The following is a 17,842-nucleotide window of genomic DNA, read 5'->3' as shown; positions in this document are numbered from 1 at the left end:
GGGCATCGGGCCGTCGGCGGCAGACACCACCAGAATCGCGCCGTCCATCTGCGCAGCGCCGGTGATCATGTTCTTCACATAGTCGGCGTGGCCGGGGCAGTCGACATGGGCATAGTGACGAGCGAGGGTCTCGTACTCCACGTGGGCGGTCGCGATGGTAATACCGCGAGCACGCTCCTCGGGGGCGCCGTCGATCTGATCGTAGGCCCGCTTCTCGGCAAGACCCTTCGAGGCCAGCACCGAGGTGATCGCAGCCGTCAAAGTGGTCTTGCCATGGTCGACGTGACCAATGGTCCCGATGTTGACGTGCGGTTTGCTCCGCTCAAATTTCGCCTTGGCCATCGCGAATTTCTCCAGCTGAAATGAGAAGAAAGGACCTGCCGCCAGATCGCCAATACTTCAAATATGGAGCCCATGCTCGGATTTGAACCGAGGACCTCTTCCTTACCAAGGAAGTGCTCTACCCCTGAGCTACATGGGCACTACAACCACAGGAGCAGCGTATCAATGGAGCGGGTGATGGGAATCGAACCCACGTAGTCAGCTTGGAAGGCTGAAGTTCTACCATTGAACTACACCCGCCTGATTCCGACACCGAGTGCCGACGCCAAACAAGCTCCGGTCGATCATGAACGAAAGTGGTGGAGGGGGGAGGATTCGAACCTCCGAAGGCTGAGCCGTCAGATTTACAGTCTGATCCCTTTGGCCGCTCGGGAACCCCTCCACACGAAAAAGGGCGCGGTTGATACCCGCGCGGGGAGCCGGTGTCAAGTTTCGCCACTCAAAAATCGAGCCCTCTTTCGCACCGCCCCGCCCCCCATCCTGCGATTTTGGAGCTGGCGAAGGGAATCGAACCCCCGACCCGCTGCTTACAAGGCAGCTGCTCTACCATCTGAGCTACGCCAGCACTTTGTCCGCCCCCAAAAAGGAGGGCGAATTGTATGGACCGACCCCGGTTCGTCAACCACCGCAACCACCCCCTTCGCACGGGGCAAACCCTTGTCGCTTCGAACGGTTCACACCCCCGGCGTTACGCCCCATTTGAGGCGCAGTCGCTTCCGGTTCAGAGCCAGCCATTGCAACGCCACGATGGGGGTGGCGTTGTCGATGCGCCCCTCCTCCAGCCAACGCCACGCCGTGGTAAAGGGAACCGCCAGGACCCGGATGTCCTCCCCCTCGTGGGGCAGACCATGGATCCCTTGTGCTCGGCTGGCGTCGACCCTCCCGCACAATAGAGTGATCCGCTCCGAGGTGCCGCCGGGGCTCACCAAGTAGTCGTAGATGGGCTCGACTTCAGCCACCTCGATCCCCGCCTCCTCTACCGTTTCGCGCCGCACCACCTCTTCCGGGGTTTCGCCCAACTCGATGATCCCGGCGACGATCTCCAGTAGCCACGCCCCACCGGGAGCCTCCAAGGCGCCGATACGAAACTGTTCGATCAACACCACCTCGTCGCGTACCGGATCGTAGGGGAGCAGTGCGGCGGCATGACCCCGTTCGAAAAGCTCGCGTTCGACGACCGGACTCCACCCCCCAGCAAACAGGGTGTGGCGCAGCCTGAAGCGCTCCATGCGAAAAAAACCTTGGAAGCAGACCTCGCGCCCCAGGATCTCCACCTGCTTGGACGATTGGGATTCGGACATGGGGATCAGAGGATGTAGCGGCTGAGGTTGTCGTCGCCCGCCAGCGCGCCAAGCCGCTCGCGCACCATCGCTTCGGTGAAGACGATGGTTTCGCCACTGCGGTCTTGGGCTGTGAAGGCGACCTCTTCGAGGAGCTGTTCCATCAATGTGTGCAGGCGGCGGGCGCCGATGTTTTCGACCCGGCGATTGACCGATTCGGCCAAGCGGGCCAGTTCGGCAATCGCCTCATCGTCCCAGCTCAGCCCGACCCCCTCGGTGCCGAGAAGCGCGGCATACTGGGTGACCAAGGCATTCTTGGGCTCGGTGAGAATGCGGACGAAATCGGTGGCGGTCAGGGAATCCATCTCGACCCGAATGGGAAAGCGCCCCTGCAATTCGGGGATCAGATCGCTGGGCTTGGCGACGTGAAAGGCGCCCGAGGCGACGAAGAGCACGTGGTCTGTGCACACCACTCCGTAGCGGGTGCTCACCGTGGAACCCTCGACGATGGGCAGTAGATCGCGTTGCACCCCCTCGCGGCTGACATCGGCCCCGGAACGCCCCCCTTCCGAACCGCGGCAGACCTTGTCGATCTCGTCGATGAAGACGATCCCCTCCTCCTGGGCGCGACGCAGCGCCTGCTCGCGCACGGCGTTCTCGTCGACCAATCGCTGTGCCTCGACCTCCTCCAGACGGCGTAGCGCCTGCAGCACCGTCACCTTCTCGCGGTGGCCGGGGCGACCGCGTCCGGCCGCCATCATCTGCCCCATCATCTCCTGGAATTGGCGGCCGATATCCTCCATCCCCCCCTGCCCCATGATGCCGATGGGGATCCCTCCGGCAGGTTGGGCCTCGGGCAGTTCGATCTCGATGGTGCGCTCGTTGAGCTCGCCGGTGCGCAGTTGCCAGCGCAGTTTGCGTCGGGTCGGATCCTCCTCCTTCTCCTCTGCTCCCAGCATGGCCGACCGCGGCTTGGGCAGCAGCGCGTCGAGAATTCTCTCCTCGGCCACTTCCTGGGCTTTCACCTTGACCTGCTCGGCATGTTCGGCCCGCACCATCTGCACCGCCGTCTCGACCAGATCGCGGATGATCGACTCGACATCCCGCCCCACATAGCCGACCTCGGTGAACTTGCTCGCCTCGACCTTGATGAAGGGGGCTTTGGCGAGCTTGGCCAAACGACGGGCGATCTCGGTTTTGCCGACCCCGGTGGGGCCGATCATCAGGATGTTTTTCGGGGTCACCTCTTCGCGCAGCTCGTCGCTCAGCTGCAAGCGGCGCCAGCGGTTGCGCAGGGCAATGGCGACCGCCCGCTTGGCCTTGTTCTGGCCGACGATGAAGCGGTCGAGTTCGGAGACAATCTCTCGGGGGGTCAAGGGAAGATTCATTGTCTCAGACGACCTCGATGACATGGTTTTGATTGGTGTAGATGCAGATTTCTCCGGCGATTTTCAGCCCCTGCGCCACGATCTGCTCGGCGTTCAGATCGCTGTGGCGTATCAGGGCGCGGGCCGCCGCCATGGCGTAGGGTCCGCCCGAGCCGATGGCCAGCACCCCGTCCTCGGGCTCGACCACATCGCCGGTCCCCGAAACGATCAAGGCGCTGTCTTTATCGGCGGCGATCAACATCGCCTCCAGGCGGCGTAGGTAGCGGTCGGTGCGCCAGTCTTTGGCCAGCGCCACCGCCGCCCGACGCAAGATACCCCCGTGGGAATCGAGCTGACCTTCGAGCCGCTCGAACAGGGTGAAGGCGTCGGCGGTTGCGCCTGCAAAACCGACCACCACCCGCCCCTGATGCAGGCGGCGAATTTTGTTGGCGGTCGCCTTCATTACGGTGTTGCCGAAGGTGACCTGGCCGTCGCCGCCGACGGCGGTTTGACCGTCGCGGCAAACGCAAAGGATGGTGGTGCCGTGCAGAGTGGTTTCCACAAAAAAGACCTTTATTGATAGTGCTTGAGGAATTCGACGACGGTGTCGATCTGCGCCGAATCGTCCAACCCCGGAAATCCCATGGTGGTTTTGGCGACTGGGTCACCGGTGAAGTCGCGAACCGCCTGACGGGGGCCGCCATGCGGTTTGCTCAACCAGAGGCGCAGATGGGCCTCGTCCCAGAGCCACCCCCCCTCGACCACCGTGGCCTGCTTGCCGAACACCCCGCGCAAAGGCATGGGGCGATGGGGCTTTTCGGTTACGAGGTCAGGACGGTGGCACTTGAAACACTTGCTTTGAACCAGCTCCGGCACCGCCGCCTCGGCACCGGCAGGAAGTGGTGTGATGAGCCAACATACGGCCGCCCACATGCTCAACAAACGGCTCATGATGCCCTCCCGGCAATCTCAACGCAGCGAGATACACGCTGCCGCACGCCCCAATCCTGGCACGCTCGCCCCCTCGGGCAAACCGCTCCTCATTTTTTTTTGAGGTGTGCTCTCGGGTGGGCGGCGTCGATCACCTTGGTCAGATGGTCCAGATCTATGTTGGTATAGCGCTGGGTGGTGCCAATCGAGCTGTGGCCGAGCAGCTCCTGAATCGCCCGCAGGTCGGCCCCCTCTTCGAGCAGATGGGTGGCAAAGGCGTGGCGCAATGTGTGGGGGGTAATGTGGGCTTTTTGACCGGTGATGAGGGCAGCCTTGCGCACGATGGCGGCAATCCGCTCCCGTGACAGCCGGTCGCCATCGCGGGAGAGAAACAGGGCCGGATCTGCCCCGACGGGGCGCTCTTGTGCATAAGCGGCCAGCGCCGCCACCGCCGCAGCCCCCATCGGTACCCGACGTTCCTTACCCCCCTTGCCGATCACCGTCACCCGGTCGTGGAGCAACTCGACATCCTTCACGTTCAGGCCGTGCAGCTCGCCCAGGCGCAGCCCGGCGCCGTAAAACAGTTCGAGCAAAGCATGATCGCGGGGGGTGAAACGGCCATGGGCGCCGTGGCTGACCATACGGATGGCGTCCTCGATCTCGACCCGTTTGGGCAGGGGGGGGCGTACTTTGATGGAGGGCAGTTCGCGGGTGGGATCGGCCTGCCACCACCCCTCGCGCAGGGCGAAGCGGGCCAGGTTTTTGAGGGCGGAGCGCCGACGCGCCAAACGGGAGGAGCCCACCTGCAGCGCCCCCTCGGCGAGGAAAGCGCGCAGCAGCAAGGGGTCGACCTGGGGGGGAAGGGTGTCGCCGACCAGACCGTGGCGCTCGAAAAATCGGGCCAGCAGTCGCAAGTCCGCCAGATAGGCGACGCGGGTCGCCTCGCGCAGACCGAGCTCCCCCAGGGCGTACCCATGCCAGCGCGTCAGCCAGCCGGGGTCGGGGGCAAACTCGGCCTGCGAGCCTTGAGGATCAGGGTGTTGCGGCCACGAGGGCTGCCTTCTGGTCATCCAACTCCCCAGGGATGGCGATGTGGGTCATGAAGGCCCACTTCGAAGCATCCGAAAAATAGACGTCCATCCGCCACATCTCGGCCAGGGTCTCCACCTTGACCCGATTGCCCTCCCGCACCAAAACAAATTCCAGCGGAAAGGCGGGGGCGTGGTCGATCTTCTTGATGATCTCGAACGCTGTTTTTTCGATCCAGGCCCAAGAGATCCCAATGACCGCCACCCCGGCCTGTTCGTCGACCAGTTGGTAAAGGGGTATCCCCTTGTCGTGCTGGCCGATGGTCCGGCTGATCTGCTCGACCGCCTGATTCAGGTTGCCGGGGATGCTGCCGCGCTCCACCAACGCCTCGGGCATGGTGGTACCGAAGAAGGAGCGATACTGGGGCCAGACGTTTTCGAGCCGCACCGGCTCGGCGTGACCGAGCCCCGCCCCCTCTTCACCCTCGCCTCCCAACACCGCACCGGCACCCTGCTTGACCAGGGCAAGCAGCCGGTCGAGCGCCTCTTGAGAGGCGTTGATGATGGGACTGATCTGCCTCCCCCCCCCCGCACCGACAAAGACCGAGGCCAGCGCCATGGGATTGAGGATCGAGATAAACCGGTTGGCCCCATCGCGGCACACCGCCAGCCGCAGCGTCGCGGCAAACCCACCATTGCCGCCCCCCTGCTTGAGGACCGCCTGGCGGTAGGCCGGATCGTCGAGCACCAGCACCTGCGCTTCCCACTTGGGATTGCCGGTTGTGATGGGGGTGGTGACCAGTACCCCGAGACCCATCGCGTTGGCCGTTTGCGCCAGATTGGCGCTCACCTTGGCGACCGTGTCGTTTCCGGGCAAGGGGGCATGCAGGTAAAGCCCCCAACGCTCGGCGGCGCCAGCCCCCCCCATGACACCGCCCACGCACAGCACCAGCACAACCGCCTGCAACCCGCGTTTTAAAGTCTCGACCATCACGACACCTCCGCGCTCATCCGGGGGACGGATATCCCCCAGCTCGTCATTGAACGCCGGAGTGTCATTCAAGCCACACGCGGGGTCGGCTTGATTCCTTTTATACCGCCATCAAAGGCCCGCCGATTCCCCCAACAAATTCGCCACCTTACGGTGGTATTCCAGGGGATCTTTGATCTGCACCATCTCTCCCTCCCGGGGGTTCAAGGCGTCGTCGAGGCGGGAGATCATGAAGCGCAGCGCCGCGAAGATCCGGCAGGGATGCAGGGCGGCCTCTTCGGTCTCGTGCAACGCACGAACCGAACGGTACCCCTCGGCAACCGCCTCGGCGTGGGGCCAGGCGTTCATGGTGATGGCCAGGTCGAGCACCCACGCATCGGAGCAGGCGTAATAGAAATCGATCAGCCCCGACAGTCGCCCACCGTCAAAGAGAACGTTATCGGTGAAGAGATCGCCGTGGATCACCCCCCCAGGCAATCCGGCGGGGATGGTCATGAACCGCTCCACCCAACCTTGCCAAAGGGGGACCAAACCGCCCCACTCGGCATGGACCTTGGCTTTGTCGAGGTTGCGTTCGAAACGCTCGCGCACCAGGGCCCGGTCATGGGAGGGGGGCAGCCCCCGCCCCAGTTCGGGAGCGGCGAGCGCCAGATGCAGCCGGGCAAGCCAAGCCCCGGTCTGAAAGGACTGCTCGGGGGTTGGGGCATCGACCGTGCCGCCGCTCAGCCGGGTGATGATTACCGCCGGACGGCCCGCCAGGGTGGTCAACGGGGTCACCGGATCGGGACAGGGAATCCCATCGTGGGCCGCCGCCGCCATCAACTTGAGGTAGCACGGCAACGCCTCGGGATCGGCCCGTTCGAACAGGGTCAGCACGTACTCACCCTTGGTCGTACTCAAGAAGTAATTGCTGTTCTCGATTCCGGCTGCGATGCCTTTGAGGCTTTGGCATTGGCCGAGGCCATGGGCGTCGAGCAAAGGCTGGATCTCTTCGGGGGCAACTTGGGTGTAGACCGACACGGGGATACCTGAGGGTTAAATGACGCAAGAAAGGGGGCGATCATAGCGGATGAAAGGGCCGCTTTTCCAAGACGGCTCGACCTTTGACAGGCTCAGGGTGAGAGGGTTGTGTTTACGACGCATCCCAATCGCCCATACCGAGCCTGAAACCCGAACCGCTCATCCCTAGGAGCCTGTCGGGCTTGAGCGTCCGTAGCGAGCCGATTGGGGAATCGAGGCCAAATTTTCACGGTTTTGAGGATCATAGTGGTGGCTATGTGACGAAAAACCGGGGAAATTTGGACCGATTACCCGCCGACGCACGACTGCATGGATGCAGGAGGTAGAGCAATGCAGGAGCAATTGCCGAGTAGGACGATCTCACGTCCGACAGACTCCTAGCTTGTCGAGGGACGAACCGAAGCCCCCCCCATCTGCCCCGCCAATCCCTCGGCATCACCCACCTCGGGCCAACACCGCCCCCCACTGCACCACGACGCCCCCGATTTGGCTGGATCACGCCGAACCACCGCCTCGGCCCCGTAGTGCCGCCCCAGCACATGAAGAAAAGGGGGCGCCTCCCCCGCCACCGTCAACTCGTCGACCCCGGACTGCGCCAGATCGAGCGCTAGGGCCAGCGCCCCATGACCACCGTGGCTGGAGGCCAAGGTTCCAGCAAACGCAGCGAGGGTCGCCTCGGCGGCGGTCCGGTAGCGTTCTTCTCCGGTCAGGGCGTGCAGGCGCAGCAACACCGTGGCGGCAACGCCGTTGCCCGAGGGGGTGGCGGCGTCGAAGGGGTTTTGGGTCCGGACGATGACATCGGCTTGGCCCAAACCGGTGAAATAAAAGCCCCCCTGAGGGGCTGAAAAACGGGCGAGCACTCGCTCGGTCAGAGCGTGTGCAATCTCAAGATAAAGCGACTTGCCGCTCCAGGTATGGGCCTCGATCAGGGCGTCGCTCAAAAAGGCGTAGTCGTCGAGAAACCCGGGGGCATCGCTGTGGCGCTCGCCCCGCGCCGCAGTCCAAAGCTGGTCTCCATCCCACATCAGGGCCAACACTGCGTCGAGCGCCGTGATCGCCATCTGCTGCGCCGTTTCATCCCCCTCCAGCGCGGCATGGCGCAGCAGCCCTTTGACGAGCAACGCGTTCCAGGCGGTGAGGAGCTTGTCGTCCAATCCGGGGTGGACCCTTTGATCCCGATGTTCGCGTAGTCGCTGGGCAATGGCGGCCAGACGCACGCTTGCCCCCTGGCCGAACCGCTCGCGCAGTGCCTGGGGGTTCAAGGCGCGGATCAAGATGTTTTTATCCTCGAAATTGCCCTGCTCGCTCACCCCCCAGGCGGCGCTGACCAGCTCGAAGTCCTCGGGATTGAGCAAACCGGCCAGCTCCCCCTGTTGCCAGACGTAGAACCTCCCCTCCTCCCCTTCGCTGTCGGCGTCGAGCGCCGCAGCAAAACCACCGCCCGGCAGCAGCATCTCACGTTGAAGCCACGCCACGATCTCCCAGCGGGCTCGGCGCCGCTCCTCATCGACCCCGAGCAGGGCGTCGGCCTCGCTCAGCACCAGCAAAAGCTGGCCGTTGTCGTAACCCATTTTTTCGAAATGGGGGACCAGCCAGCGGTCGTCGACGCTGTAGCGGGCAAAACCGCCGCCGATCTGGTCATGAATCCCCCCCGCGATCATGGCGTCCAGGGTGAAGGCTGCCGCTTGGGCAAATCGGGGATCGCCGGTGCGGCTCGTCAACCGCAGCAACAGGCGCAGATCGGGGACGTGGGGAAACTTGGGGGCGGATCCGAAGCCGCCGAAGCGGTCGTCGTGCTGCACCAACAGCCGCCCCCCCATGCCGGGGAGCGGATCGTCCTGCCCCCCCATGTCGGCGCCGGGGTTTTGATATCGGGTCAACAAATCGGTGACCTGCCCCGCCTGGGTCCCCACCGCCTCGGGCCGCTCCCGCCACGCCTCGACGACTGCGGCCAGCACCTCGGTGAAGCTCGGCATGCCATACCGCCGAGTTTTGGGGAAGTAGGTTCCGGCAAAAAAGGGTTTGAGGTCGGGGGTAAGAAAAATGCTCAGGGGCCAGCCGCCGCCACGCCGGGTCAAAATCTGATGGGCCTGCTGGTAGATCTGATCGAGGTCGGGCCGCTCCTCCCGGTCGACCTTAATGGGGATGAAATCGCGGTTGATCGCCTGCGCGGTGAAGTCGTCTTCGAACGACTCGTGGGCCATGACGTGGCACCAATGGCAGGCGCTGTAACCGATGGAAAGAAAGATCGGTTTGTTTTGCTCGCGAGCCAAGGTGAGCGCCGGCTCACCCCAGGGACGCCAGTCGACGGGGTTGTCCGCGTGTTGTTCAAGGTAGGGGGAGGTGGATCCGGCAAGGTGGTTGGACATGGAAAACCCCGGGAGGGAGAGGGCAACGGAAGATGTCGGTGGAGGGGATCGCCCCCCGCCCTTCGACTTGCTCAGGATGAGCGGCCTTTGTGAATGGCTCCGCCAACAACCAAGCCCCCCTCTTCGGGCCTTCCCCCCTCATCAGGTTCCCCTGCCTCCCCCTAAAACCGAATTCCAAAGGCGAGCAGGAAGAGTTGCGTCTGATCCCACAGGGTCGAACCACCTGCCACCCGATTGAAGATGTGAATCAAGGCGAAGAACTGCACCGTGGCGTAGGCGGCCAGCACGTCGGTAACCAGCCATACGTCGCGGCTCCAGGGTTTGCGCCGCCGCTTGAATTTGAGCAGATAGAGCTCGGTGAGGGAGATCCCCAGCCCGAGCAAAAAGTAGTAAGGCCAATGCCCCAGCACATAGCGGATCGCCTCCCACTCCATACCCCGGTAGTAGGTAATCTCGACCACATGGCCCCAGACCAGGTTGCCCAGCCCCGCCGAGGCCATGGTGGCGACTACGATCCGGGTCTTGCGGTGCTTGCGGAAATACTTGAAGAAGACCGGGTAGTAGAAGGCGCGGACCAAAAATTCCCGGTAGTGGTAGGTGAAACGGCCCCAGAAGGAGACCAGATTGGTGGCCAACCAGGGTTTATCGAAGCTGGGGGCGACGTCGTAGCCGCAGATGCGCCACAGCCCCACCTTGAAGTGGCCGACCGCCGCAAAAAAAACGAACCATTTCGCCAAATTGAGCAGGGTGGTGAGCCAGATCGACAGCGGCGAGATCGTCTCTCCGCGCATGTAGTCGTCGATCAGACCCTGAGTGCTGCCGTTGTGGACCGAAACCCCCAGCGCTTCGAACCCCTCGACGAGGGCGTGGCGAAACCACTCCCCCAGCACCAGGTACATCAACGCCAAGAGCAGTAACTTGATTCCCCCCTTGACGATCTCGTTCTTGTCGCGGCAGAGGAATTGATTGTTCAGATAGGCATAGCCCTGGCCGATGCAGACCCGGTCGATCCAGTTGGGGATCGCCCCCGGCGAGAAAAACACCGCCAGATAACGCCCCCAGGTGACGTCGTCGGGGACCTTCCCATCCTTGAAATCGATGTGGTACATGAACAGCCGCTCCCACTGAAAAAAGAACAGGAGCAGGCCGAGGGGGAATTTCCAGGATTCGTCGGCAATGACGCCGTTGTAGAGGGTGCCAATAGCGACCGTGACGATGGCCGATTGCACCACCAGGGTTTGCACGCGGGGGGCCCAAACCAAGTTGGCCAGCAGCGGCAGCATGACCCCCCGGTAGAGCACGAACGACAGCACCGGCATCATCGCCCACATCATGGTGGGACCCGGTTGCCAGTGGCTCCCTGCCCCCAAGGCAACCCACAAAATCGCCCCCGGCAGCAGCGCGAACGCCTCGTTCTTGGGCCGATGCAGGGTCATGTAGACCAGGGTGTGGGCCGCCAGCAGCACGGCGCAGGCGACCAGCCCGTACAGCACCCCCAACGCCAGCGCCGACCAAATCACCAGAGCGATGGGTTTGAAGCGGATCGGCAGGTAGTAGGCGCTCAGGAATGCGGCGATCAAGATCGAAAAAAGAATCAGCCGCTCGTCGTCGCTGGAATAGATCGGCCCCCGGTCAATGTTGAGGTAGGAATCGACATTGCCGTCGCCGCCGAAGGTGTGGGCCAAATAGAGGTGCAGCGTACGGGCCAGCGCCTCGGGGGTAATCAGGTGCCAGTAGAGGGCGATGTCGGTGAAGAGGTAGATGTAGAGCCCAAAAATCGCCAACACCGTCGCCACCACACCGGGGCGGTGGGTGTCGTGGGCGGCGCGCTCCTCTTCACTGGTCTTGAGGTTGGCCAGCAGGCCGGTCATGACTGCCCCTTAACCGTTGATCTGCTGCTCGACGTAGCGGGTCAGCGCCACCACGCTGTGGAAGTTGTCGCCGGTGATGTCCTTGCGGTCGACCGCTATGTCGAAGTGGCTCTCTAGAAACATCACCACGTCGACGATGCTCAAGGAATCGAGAAACCAGTCGTCGAGCAGGTTCATCTCCTCGGTCAACTCGTTGCCTTGGCCGGGAAATTCCTCCCGCAAAAAGGTCATCAAATCCTGGGAAATCTGTTCGGTCGTCATGCTCATGGCGTCCTTGGCTCCTGATGGGGATGGACGTTGGATGGGGTGTAGCGGCTGCGTAGTGCCTGGCGGTGCGGCTTGCCCGAATCGGTTCGGGGGATGGTGTCGAGCACCACGACCCGGCGGGGCATCATGTAGGGCTCCAGCCTATTGCGGGCGTGGAGGAAAAATTGGCGCGAGGACCAATCCGGCCCGGCAGGGACCACGAAAAGCCAGGGCTCCTCACCCAATACCCCCTTGGCGTCGGGAATGCCGACCACCAGATAGTCGGCGACTCCGGGGATCTCCCCCAGCTCCGATTCGACCTCGGCAGGATAGAAACAAAACCCACCCGAGGCGATCAGGTCGTCTTTCCGCCCGGCGAACGAGAGAAACCCCTCCCCGTCGAGCCGCCCATAGTCGCCGGTCAGTAGCCAGCCGTCGCGAAAACGCTCCTCCGAAAGCCCCGGCATACGCCAGTAACGGCGACTGAGGTGCTGACCGGCAATCACAATCTGCCCGACCTCCCCCGGCGCCACCGTCCCCCCCCCCTCACCCAGGATCTGGATCTCGACCCCCGGCAACGGGCGTCCCACCCCTGCCAACTTGTCGGGACGGGCCCCCAGGTCGAGCAGGGTGGAGCGGGGCGATTCAGAAATGCCGTAGTGGATGTGAATGGCGGTATCGGCCAGCCAGTCGCGCAGGCGGGCCACCTCTTCGGGCCACAGGGTGGCGCTGCCGGTCTCCAGGCTCACCACCCCGGCAAAAGCACGTTGCACCTCCTCCTGATTGCACCGCAACAGGTAGCGGATCCAGGCGGGGTGCAAAAACAGGGTGTCGATTTGCAGTGACGACACATCGTCGAGAATCTGCTTGATCGTGATCAACCCCTCGGGGAAACAGAGCTCCACCCCGGTCGCCAGCGCCGCCAGCGCCCGTTGCCAACCGTCGGAATGACTCAGGGGGGCGACGACCAGCTCCCGCATCCCTTTGCGAAGCCCCACCCCTGCCGCCAAATGGGTGGCGATGGCGATCTGCTGGCGGTGGGTGATCTCCACCCCTTTGGGCAGCCCCGTCGAGCCGGAAGAAAACAGCAGTATCGCGGTGTCCCCCCCTGCGCAGGGGGGAATGTCGTCGAGATTGGATCCCCCGGCATCCCGGTTGAAATCAAGCACCAATTCAAGAGCGTCAACCCCCTCCGGGGGGTGCACCCCTGCGCTGTGCAGGCAGAGCTTGGGTTCGGTCAGCCCCACCACATAATCGAGCCGCTGCCGTCCCGCCTTGTCGTCGAAGGACTCGACAATGGCGCCGCACGCCAAAACCGCAAAGGCCGCCACCAACAGAGCCGGGGTGTTGGGGAAGAGCAGCATCACCCGGTCGCCCGGCTCCACCTGGGCCTCGCGCAGCCGCTGCGCCCAGTAGCCGACCTGACCACTCAATTGCCGATAACTCAAACCGGTCTCTCCGTGCCGCAACGCCGGGAGGTCGTCGAGGGTTTTCCAGCGTCGTGCGAGAAAACCTGCGATGTCGGTAGGTTGGTGATCGTTCATGACGGTGGGGGTCCCTGTCGGCGTGGTGGGTCGGTGCAAACGCTGGAAATCCTGAGCCCTTTGGGGGCACGGCGAGTATGGCCAGGATCACCCAGCCCCCGCCACCCCCTTGATCCGCTCCGACCTGGGTCGTTGCCTCCCCGTCCCCCATGGGCGACCCTTAACGGGCTGTTTCATCCTCGACCCGGAGCCCCATCCCCATGCTGATCCTCGACGCTTTGTCTTGCAGCGGGCTTGCCCCCACCAGCCTGACCCTGCCCGCCGGGACCATCGCCACCATCACCGGCCCCAACCGCTCAGGCAAAAGCCGCCTGCTGGCCGGGATCGCGGGCTTAAACCCCCAAACCTCGGGGGAGGTGCGGGTCGGCGGTTTGGTGCGCAAGGCGGGTGGGGGCGACGACTTGCGGCCGATGCTCGGCTACCTCTTCACCGATCCGCGGCATCAGCTCTTTTCCCCCACCGTCGCCGAAGATGTCGCCTTTGGCCCGGCGGGCCGGGGCATCCAAAAGCAGGCGTTGCAAGAGAAGGTCGATGCGGCATTGGGGCAGGTCGGCCTGGCCGGTCGAGGGGGGGAAACCCTGACCTCGCTGCATGTCGACGATCTGGTCTGGACGGCGGTGGCAGGGGTGATCGCCTGCGATCCCCAGGTGCTGCTGTGGGACGACGCCGGGCTCTGGTTTGACGAAAAAGGGCAGATGCGGATGGTCGAATTTTTGCGCCGCTGGGTATCCGAGGGGGAACGCTGCGTGCTGCTGTCCAGCCGCGACGCCGCCTTGGGGCAGCGGATCGGCGGCCCGATGTTCCGCATGGAGCAGGGGACCTTGCACCTCGAAACGGGGGCAACTGCGTAACGATGGGGACTTCGGTCGATTCGAAAACCAAGCAACAAGCCAAGAGCGCCACGCAGAGCCAGCATCCGCCGATGTTCCGGGTGGTGCTGCACAACGACGACCACACCCCCATGGAATTCGTGGTCATGGTGCTGGAGCGGATTTTCAACAAAAGCAACCTCGACGCGGTACGCATCATGCTTGCCGTGCATCACGAAGGACGTGGCGAGGCGGGGGTTTATCCCCGTGATTTGGCGGAAACCAAGAAACAGCAGGTGGTGTCCCAAGCCCGTATGAACGGCCATCCCCTCCAATGCACTGTGGAGCGAACCTAAGTGGACGCTATTTTCGATACCGAGATCGGCTTCACCCTCAACCAGATGGCGATGGAGTCCCTGGGACGCCGCCATGCCTACCTGACGGTGGAGCACCTGTTGCTGGCCTTGGTCGACACCCCCTCGGTGCGAGACTCCCTGGTCCGCCTGAATACCGACGTGGCGGGGCTGCGGCTGGAGCTCGACACCTTCATCAACCAACACACCCCCCTGCTCAGCCCCGAAGAAGATGCCCCCGAGCCGACCGGCGGCTTTCAGCGCATCGTGCGCCGCGCCCTACTGACCGCCCAGCAGGGGGATCACGGGCCGGTCACCGGGTTGCATCTGCTGCTCTCGTTGCTTGAAGAGCAAGATGACCAAAGCGCCGTCTGGTTTTTGCACAGCCGCGCTGTCACCTTCGAGCGGGTGCGGGGGCTGGTGCATGGGGCGACCCATTTCGAGGACGAGGCCCGTACTGGACCGGGGGGCAACCCCAACGGGGAGGGGGGCAATGAGGTCGACGACGAGCCGCTCGACGAGACCCTGACCAAGTTCACCGTCGAGCTGACCCATCGGGCCAAGGAGGGGCGGATCGATCCGTTGATCGGGCGCGAGGTCGAGATGGAGCGGATCGTCCTGACCCTGGTGCGGCGGCGGAAAAACAACCCGATCCTCATCGGCGAGGCGGGGGTTGGCAAAACGGCGCTGGCCGAGGGGCTGGCGCAGCGCATCGCACAAGGGGAGGTCCCCGAGCCGCTGCAGGGGCGCAAGATCTTCGCCCTCGACCTGGGCAACCTGGTGGCGGGGACCCGCTACCGGGGCGATTTTGAGGAGCGGCTCAAGGGGGTGCTCAAGTCGCTCGAAAAACATCCCGGCGCCATCCTCTTCATCGACGAGATCCACACCCTGATCGGGGCCGGAGGGGCCAGCGGCGGCACCATGGACGCCGCCAATCTGCTCAAACCGGCGCTGGCCAGCGGCGACCTGCGCTGCATCGGCGCCACCACCCACGAGGAATTCCGCACCCACTTCGAGCCCGACCGGGCTTTGTCGCGCCGCTTTCAGCCCATCGAGGTGGTCGCCCCCTCAGTGGACGAAACGGTGCAAATTCTGCGCGGCCTCAAGTCCCACTTCGAAGCCCACCACGCGGTGCGCTACTCCGACAACGCCTTGCAGGCCGCCGCCAAGCTGGCGGCCCGCCATTTGACCGGGCGCCACCTGCCCGACTCGGCCATCGACCTGCTCGACGAAGCCGGAGCGGCGGCGCGGATCAGCCGCCATCGCGGCAAAGGGGGCAGTCAGGTCGATGTACGGGCGGTCGAGACGGTGGTCGCCCGCATCGCCCGCATCCCCCCCAAACAGGTCGACGCCAGCGACCGCAGCAAGCTGCGCGATCTGGACGAAAACCTCAAAAAGCAGGTCTTCGGCCAGGAGAGCGCCATCGACCTGCTCAGCGACGCGGTGCGCATGGCCAGGGCGGGGCTCGACCATCCCGACCGTCCGCAAGGCAGCTTCCTCCTCACCGGCCCGACCGGGGTCGGCAAAACCGAGGTGGTGCGTCAGCTCGCCGCCGATCTGGGCATGACCTTGATTCGCTTCGACATGAGCGAATACATGGAGCGCCACGCCGTCTCGCGCCTGATCGGCGCCCCCCCCGGCTACGTGGGGCACGAAAAAGGGGGGCTGCTCACCGAGGCGGTGACCAAAAGCCCCCACGCGGTGCTGCTGCTCGACGAGATTGAAAAGGCCCACCCCGACATCTTCAACGTGCTGCTTCAGGTGATGGACCACGGCGCGCTGACCGACACCCACGGTCGCACGGTCGATTTTCGCAACGTGCTGGTGGTGATGACCACCAACGCAGGCGCTTGGGACCGTTCGGCCAGCGCCGCCATCGGTTTCACCACGACCACCGAAACCGGGATCGACGAGGCGACGATCCGCCGCACCTTCCCCCCTGAGTTCCGCAACCGCCTGGACGCCATCGTCCCCTTTGCCCCTCTGACCCCGGCGGTGATGGAACAAATCGCCGAGAAGTTCGTGGTGGAGCTGGCGGGCCATCTGATCGACAAGAAGATCACCCTGCTCCTGACCGCCGCCGCCCGCACCTGGCTGGCCAAGGCGGGCTTCGACCCCGAAATGGGGGCAAGGCCGATGGGGCGGGTGGTGCGCGAGAAGATCAAGCGGCCCCTGGCCGGGGAGATCCTGCACGGCAGGTTGATGCAGGGGGGGACGGTGACGATTGAGGTGGAGAAGGGGGAATTGGATTTGAGGATCGAGGGGAGGAGCTAAAAGCCCCCTTTTCCGTACAAGCGGGACCAACCAAAAAGGCGACCGGGAGGTCGCCTTTTTGGTCTTTGAATCGACTGCGCCCCGTGGGGCGGCTTCGATCATCCCTTCGGGGCACCATCCCCGCGCAGGTGGGAATCCAGGAGGCCCATCCCATCATCGACTCTCCTTGTGATGCCAAATACGCAACACATGAATCTCGTTGCGCCCCACCAAGTAGCGCGCGATGTATCGACCGATGACGAGATCTCGGACCATCTCCGGCTTGGGTGCTCTGCGCACTTCGGCGCCCAGAAGCGGAAACGTGCGCAGCTGAGCGATCCCTTTCAGAATGGCCGCCGCTGCCTGTTGGGCGGCAAGCGGATTGTTCGGCGCGATGAATCCCCGCAAACATTGGAGATCCTCAATCGCCTCCGGCGCGTAGAGGATGTTCATGCCGAGGGTGGTTTCAGTTCGTCGGCGCTCCCCCAGCTTTCCAACCACTCATTGACCGCCGACTCGTCGACGCTGCGTCCAGCCTGCACCGACTCGATGGCCGAAACGGTCTCCCGCCACCGCTGCTCCTCCAACGCCTGACGTTCCAAAAACTCCCGAACCGCTTGGTTGATCAGGTAGTTCTTGCTGCGATCCAACCGCTGGGCCAAAGCCTCCAGCGGCGTCTCGATTTCGGCCTGCAACCGCACGCTTGTAACGCCCATGTCTGACCTCGCTCATCGCAAAACGGGGGAGCCTCGACAGCCCCTCACTCACGCTGGTTGTTCCAAGTGAGCACTTTGTATTACATCGTAGCCCCATGCCTCATGTTCAACAATGCGACGGTGCGCAAGTTTATGATCTTTGATTCCGTCATTCCGAGATCACTGAACTTCCGGTGCAGGATCCGATCGCTGCCCCCCCCCACGAACACGCCGCCAGTTTCCGTTTATCCCGTGAGATCACGCGGTCACGGAGCGGATCGCCGAGAAGTTCGTGGCGGAGTTGGCGGGCAACCTGATCGACAAGAAGATCACCCTGCTGTTGACCCCCGCTGCCCGAGGCTGGATGGATGGCTGGCTGGCCAAGGCGGGCTTCGACCCCGAGATGGGGGCTCGCCCGATTGGGCGGGTGGTGCGCGAGAAGATCAAGCGCCCCCTGGTCGGGGAGATCCTGCACGGCAGGTTGATGCAGGGGGGAACGGTGATGATCGAGGTGGAGAAGGGGGAATTGGATTTGAGGATCGAGGGGAGGGGCTGAAGCCCCCTTTTCCGTACAAGCGGGACCAACTAAAAAGGCGACCGGGAGGTCGCCTTTTTTCCTATAAAGAGAAACAACAAAGGGCCTGTCTGAAGTGGACCCCAAAAACTGGACAGTAGGTTTTGTTAAGACCGAGGGGGCATGATTGGCGAGAGCGAGGAGCCAAGCGATGTCCGGGAAACACAAAC

Annotated in this window: 17 protein-coding genes, 4 tRNA genes and 1 pseudogene; 4 read left to right on the top strand and 18 right to left on the bottom strand. The window is 63.6% G+C overall.

The window, feature by feature from the left end:
• From tuf to AUJ55_08875, 16 genes and pseudogenes are all read right to left on the bottom strand, one after another.
• Positions 1 to 342 (bottom strand): annotated as a pseudogene (tuf, locus tag AUJ55_08950) (elongation factor Tu).
• A gap of 64 nt (positions 343 to 406) precedes the next feature.
• Positions 407 to 481: transfer RNA gene (locus tag AUJ55_08945), tRNA-Thr, on the bottom strand.
• A 27-nt stretch (positions 482 to 508) separates the two neighbouring features.
• Positions 509 to 582, bottom strand: a tRNA-Gly gene (locus AUJ55_08940).
• Positions 583 to 639: 57 nt separating this feature from the next.
• Positions 640 to 724: transfer RNA gene (locus tag AUJ55_08935), tRNA-Tyr, on the bottom strand.
• A gap of 107 nt (positions 725 to 831) precedes the next feature.
• Positions 832 to 907 (bottom strand) — tRNA-Thr (locus AUJ55_08930).
• 109 nt (positions 908 to 1,016) lie between these two features.
• Complete coding sequence (gene nudF, locus AUJ55_08925; GenBank protein ID OIO56195.1) at positions 1,017 to 1,643, bottom strand: ADP-ribose diphosphatase; 627 nt, start codon at positions 1,641 to 1,643, stop codon at positions 1,017 to 1,019.
• A gap of 5 nt (positions 1,644 to 1,648) precedes the next feature.
• On the bottom strand, positions 1,649 to 3,010 hold the full coding sequence (locus AUJ55_08920; protein ID OIO56194.1) for an HslU--HslV peptidase ATPase subunit: 1,362 nt from the start codon (positions 3,008 to 3,010) through the stop codon (positions 1,649 to 1,651).
• 4 nt (positions 3,011 to 3,014) lie between these two features.
• Positions 3,015 to 3,539, bottom strand: coding sequence for an HslU--HslV peptidase proteolytic subunit (locus AUJ55_08915; protein OIO56197.1), 525 nt, complete (start codon positions 3,537 to 3,539; stop codon positions 3,015 to 3,017).
• A gap of 23 nt (positions 3,540 to 3,562) precedes the next feature.
• Entirely contained in the window at positions 3,563 to 3,940 is a 378-nt protein-coding gene (locus AUJ55_08910) for a hypothetical protein (GenBank protein OIO56193.1), read from the bottom strand.
• Between the two features lie 89 nt (positions 3,941 to 4,029).
• On the bottom strand, positions 4,030 to 4,989 hold the full coding sequence (locus AUJ55_08905; protein ID OIO56192.1) for a hypothetical protein: 960 nt from the start codon (positions 4,987 to 4,989) through the stop codon (positions 4,030 to 4,032).
• Positions 4,952 to 5,938 (bottom strand): hypothetical protein, encoded by a 987-nt coding sequence (locus AUJ55_08900; protein OIO56191.1) that lies wholly within the window; start codon positions 5,936 to 5,938, stop codon positions 4,952 to 4,954. The genes AUJ55_08905 and AUJ55_08900 overlap by 38 nt, the downstream gene beginning before the upstream one ends.
• A gap of 111 nt (positions 5,939 to 6,049) precedes the next feature.
• Positions 6,050 to 6,958: a hypothetical protein gene (locus AUJ55_08895; protein OIO56190.1), complete on the bottom strand. Its 909-nt coding sequence runs from the start codon at positions 6,956 to 6,958 to the stop codon at positions 6,050 to 6,052.
• Between the two features lie 377 nt (positions 6,959 to 7,335).
• On the bottom strand, positions 7,336 to 9,327 hold the full coding sequence (locus AUJ55_08890) for a hypothetical protein (GenBank protein OIO56189.1): 1,992 nt from the start codon (positions 9,325 to 9,327) through the stop codon (positions 7,336 to 7,338).
• Between the two features lie 161 nt (positions 9,328 to 9,488).
• Positions 9,489 to 11,198 carry a hypothetical protein gene (locus tag AUJ55_08885; protein ID OIO56188.1) on the bottom strand — a complete coding sequence of 570 codons (1,710 nt, stop codon included), beginning with the start codon at positions 11,196 to 11,198 and terminating at the stop codon, positions 9,489 to 9,491.
• Between the two features lie 9 nt (positions 11,199 to 11,207).
• Positions 11,208 to 11,465, bottom strand: a complete 258-nt coding sequence (locus AUJ55_08880) for a hypothetical protein (protein ID OIO56187.1) — start codon at positions 11,463 to 11,465, stop codon at positions 11,208 to 11,210.
• Positions 11,462 to 12,988: a hypothetical protein gene (locus tag AUJ55_08875; protein ID OIO56186.1), complete on the bottom strand. Its 1,527-nt coding sequence runs from the start codon at positions 12,986 to 12,988 to the stop codon at positions 11,462 to 11,464. The genes AUJ55_08880 and AUJ55_08875 overlap by 4 nt, the downstream gene beginning before the upstream one ends.
• A gap of 200 nt (positions 12,989 to 13,188) precedes the next feature.
• Between AUJ55_08875 and AUJ55_08870 the strand changes: the two genes are divergently transcribed.
• From AUJ55_08870 to clpA, 3 genes are read left to right on the top strand one after another with little or no spacing between them, the layout of a single operon-like run.
• Positions 13,189 to 13,839, top strand: a complete 651-nt coding sequence (locus AUJ55_08870) for a hypothetical protein (protein OIO56185.1) — start codon at positions 13,189 to 13,191, stop codon at positions 13,837 to 13,839.
• 2 nt (positions 13,840 to 13,841) lie between these two features.
• The gene (locus tag AUJ55_08865; protein OIO56184.1) at positions 13,842 to 14,153 is read left to right on the top strand and encodes an ATP-dependent Clp protease adaptor ClpS; all 312 of its coding nucleotides are present in this window, start codon (positions 13,842 to 13,844) and stop codon (positions 14,151 to 14,153) included.
• Between the two features lie 45 nt (positions 14,154 to 14,198).
• On the top strand, positions 14,199 to 16,424 hold the full coding sequence (clpA, locus tag AUJ55_08860; GenBank protein ID OIO56196.1) for an ATP-dependent Clp protease ATP-binding subunit ClpA: 2,226 nt from the start codon (positions 14,199 to 14,201) through the stop codon (positions 16,422 to 16,424).
• 153 nt (positions 16,425 to 16,577) lie between these two features.
• Here clpA and AUJ55_08855 read toward each other — a convergent pair whose 3' ends face one another.
• On the bottom strand, positions 16,578 to 16,856 hold the full coding sequence (locus tag AUJ55_08855; protein OIO56183.1) for a hypothetical protein: 279 nt from the start codon (positions 16,854 to 16,856) through the stop codon (positions 16,578 to 16,580).
• Positions 16,853 to 17,119: a transcriptional regulator gene (locus AUJ55_08850; GenBank protein OIO56182.1), complete on the bottom strand. Its 267-nt coding sequence runs from the start codon at positions 17,117 to 17,119 to the stop codon at positions 16,853 to 16,855. Before AUJ55_08850 ends, AUJ55_08855 begins: the two co-directional genes overlap by 4 nt.
• 271 nt (positions 17,120 to 17,390) lie before the next feature.
• Between AUJ55_08850 and AUJ55_08845 the strand changes: the two genes are divergently transcribed.
• Complete coding sequence (locus AUJ55_08845) at positions 17,391 to 17,654, top strand: hypothetical protein (protein OIO56181.1); 264 nt, start codon at positions 17,391 to 17,393, stop codon at positions 17,652 to 17,654.
• The last annotated feature ends 188 nt before the right edge of the window (positions 17,655 to 17,842 follow it).

This window comes from Proteobacteria bacterium CG1_02_64_396 (assembly GCA_001872725.1).
Taxonomy (GTDB): Bacteria; Pseudomonadota; MNWR01; order CG1-02-64-396; family CG1-02-64-396; genus CG1-02-64-396.
Note: the sequence above shows the minus strand (reverse complement) of the source record. Positions and strands in the feature narration are given on the sequence as shown.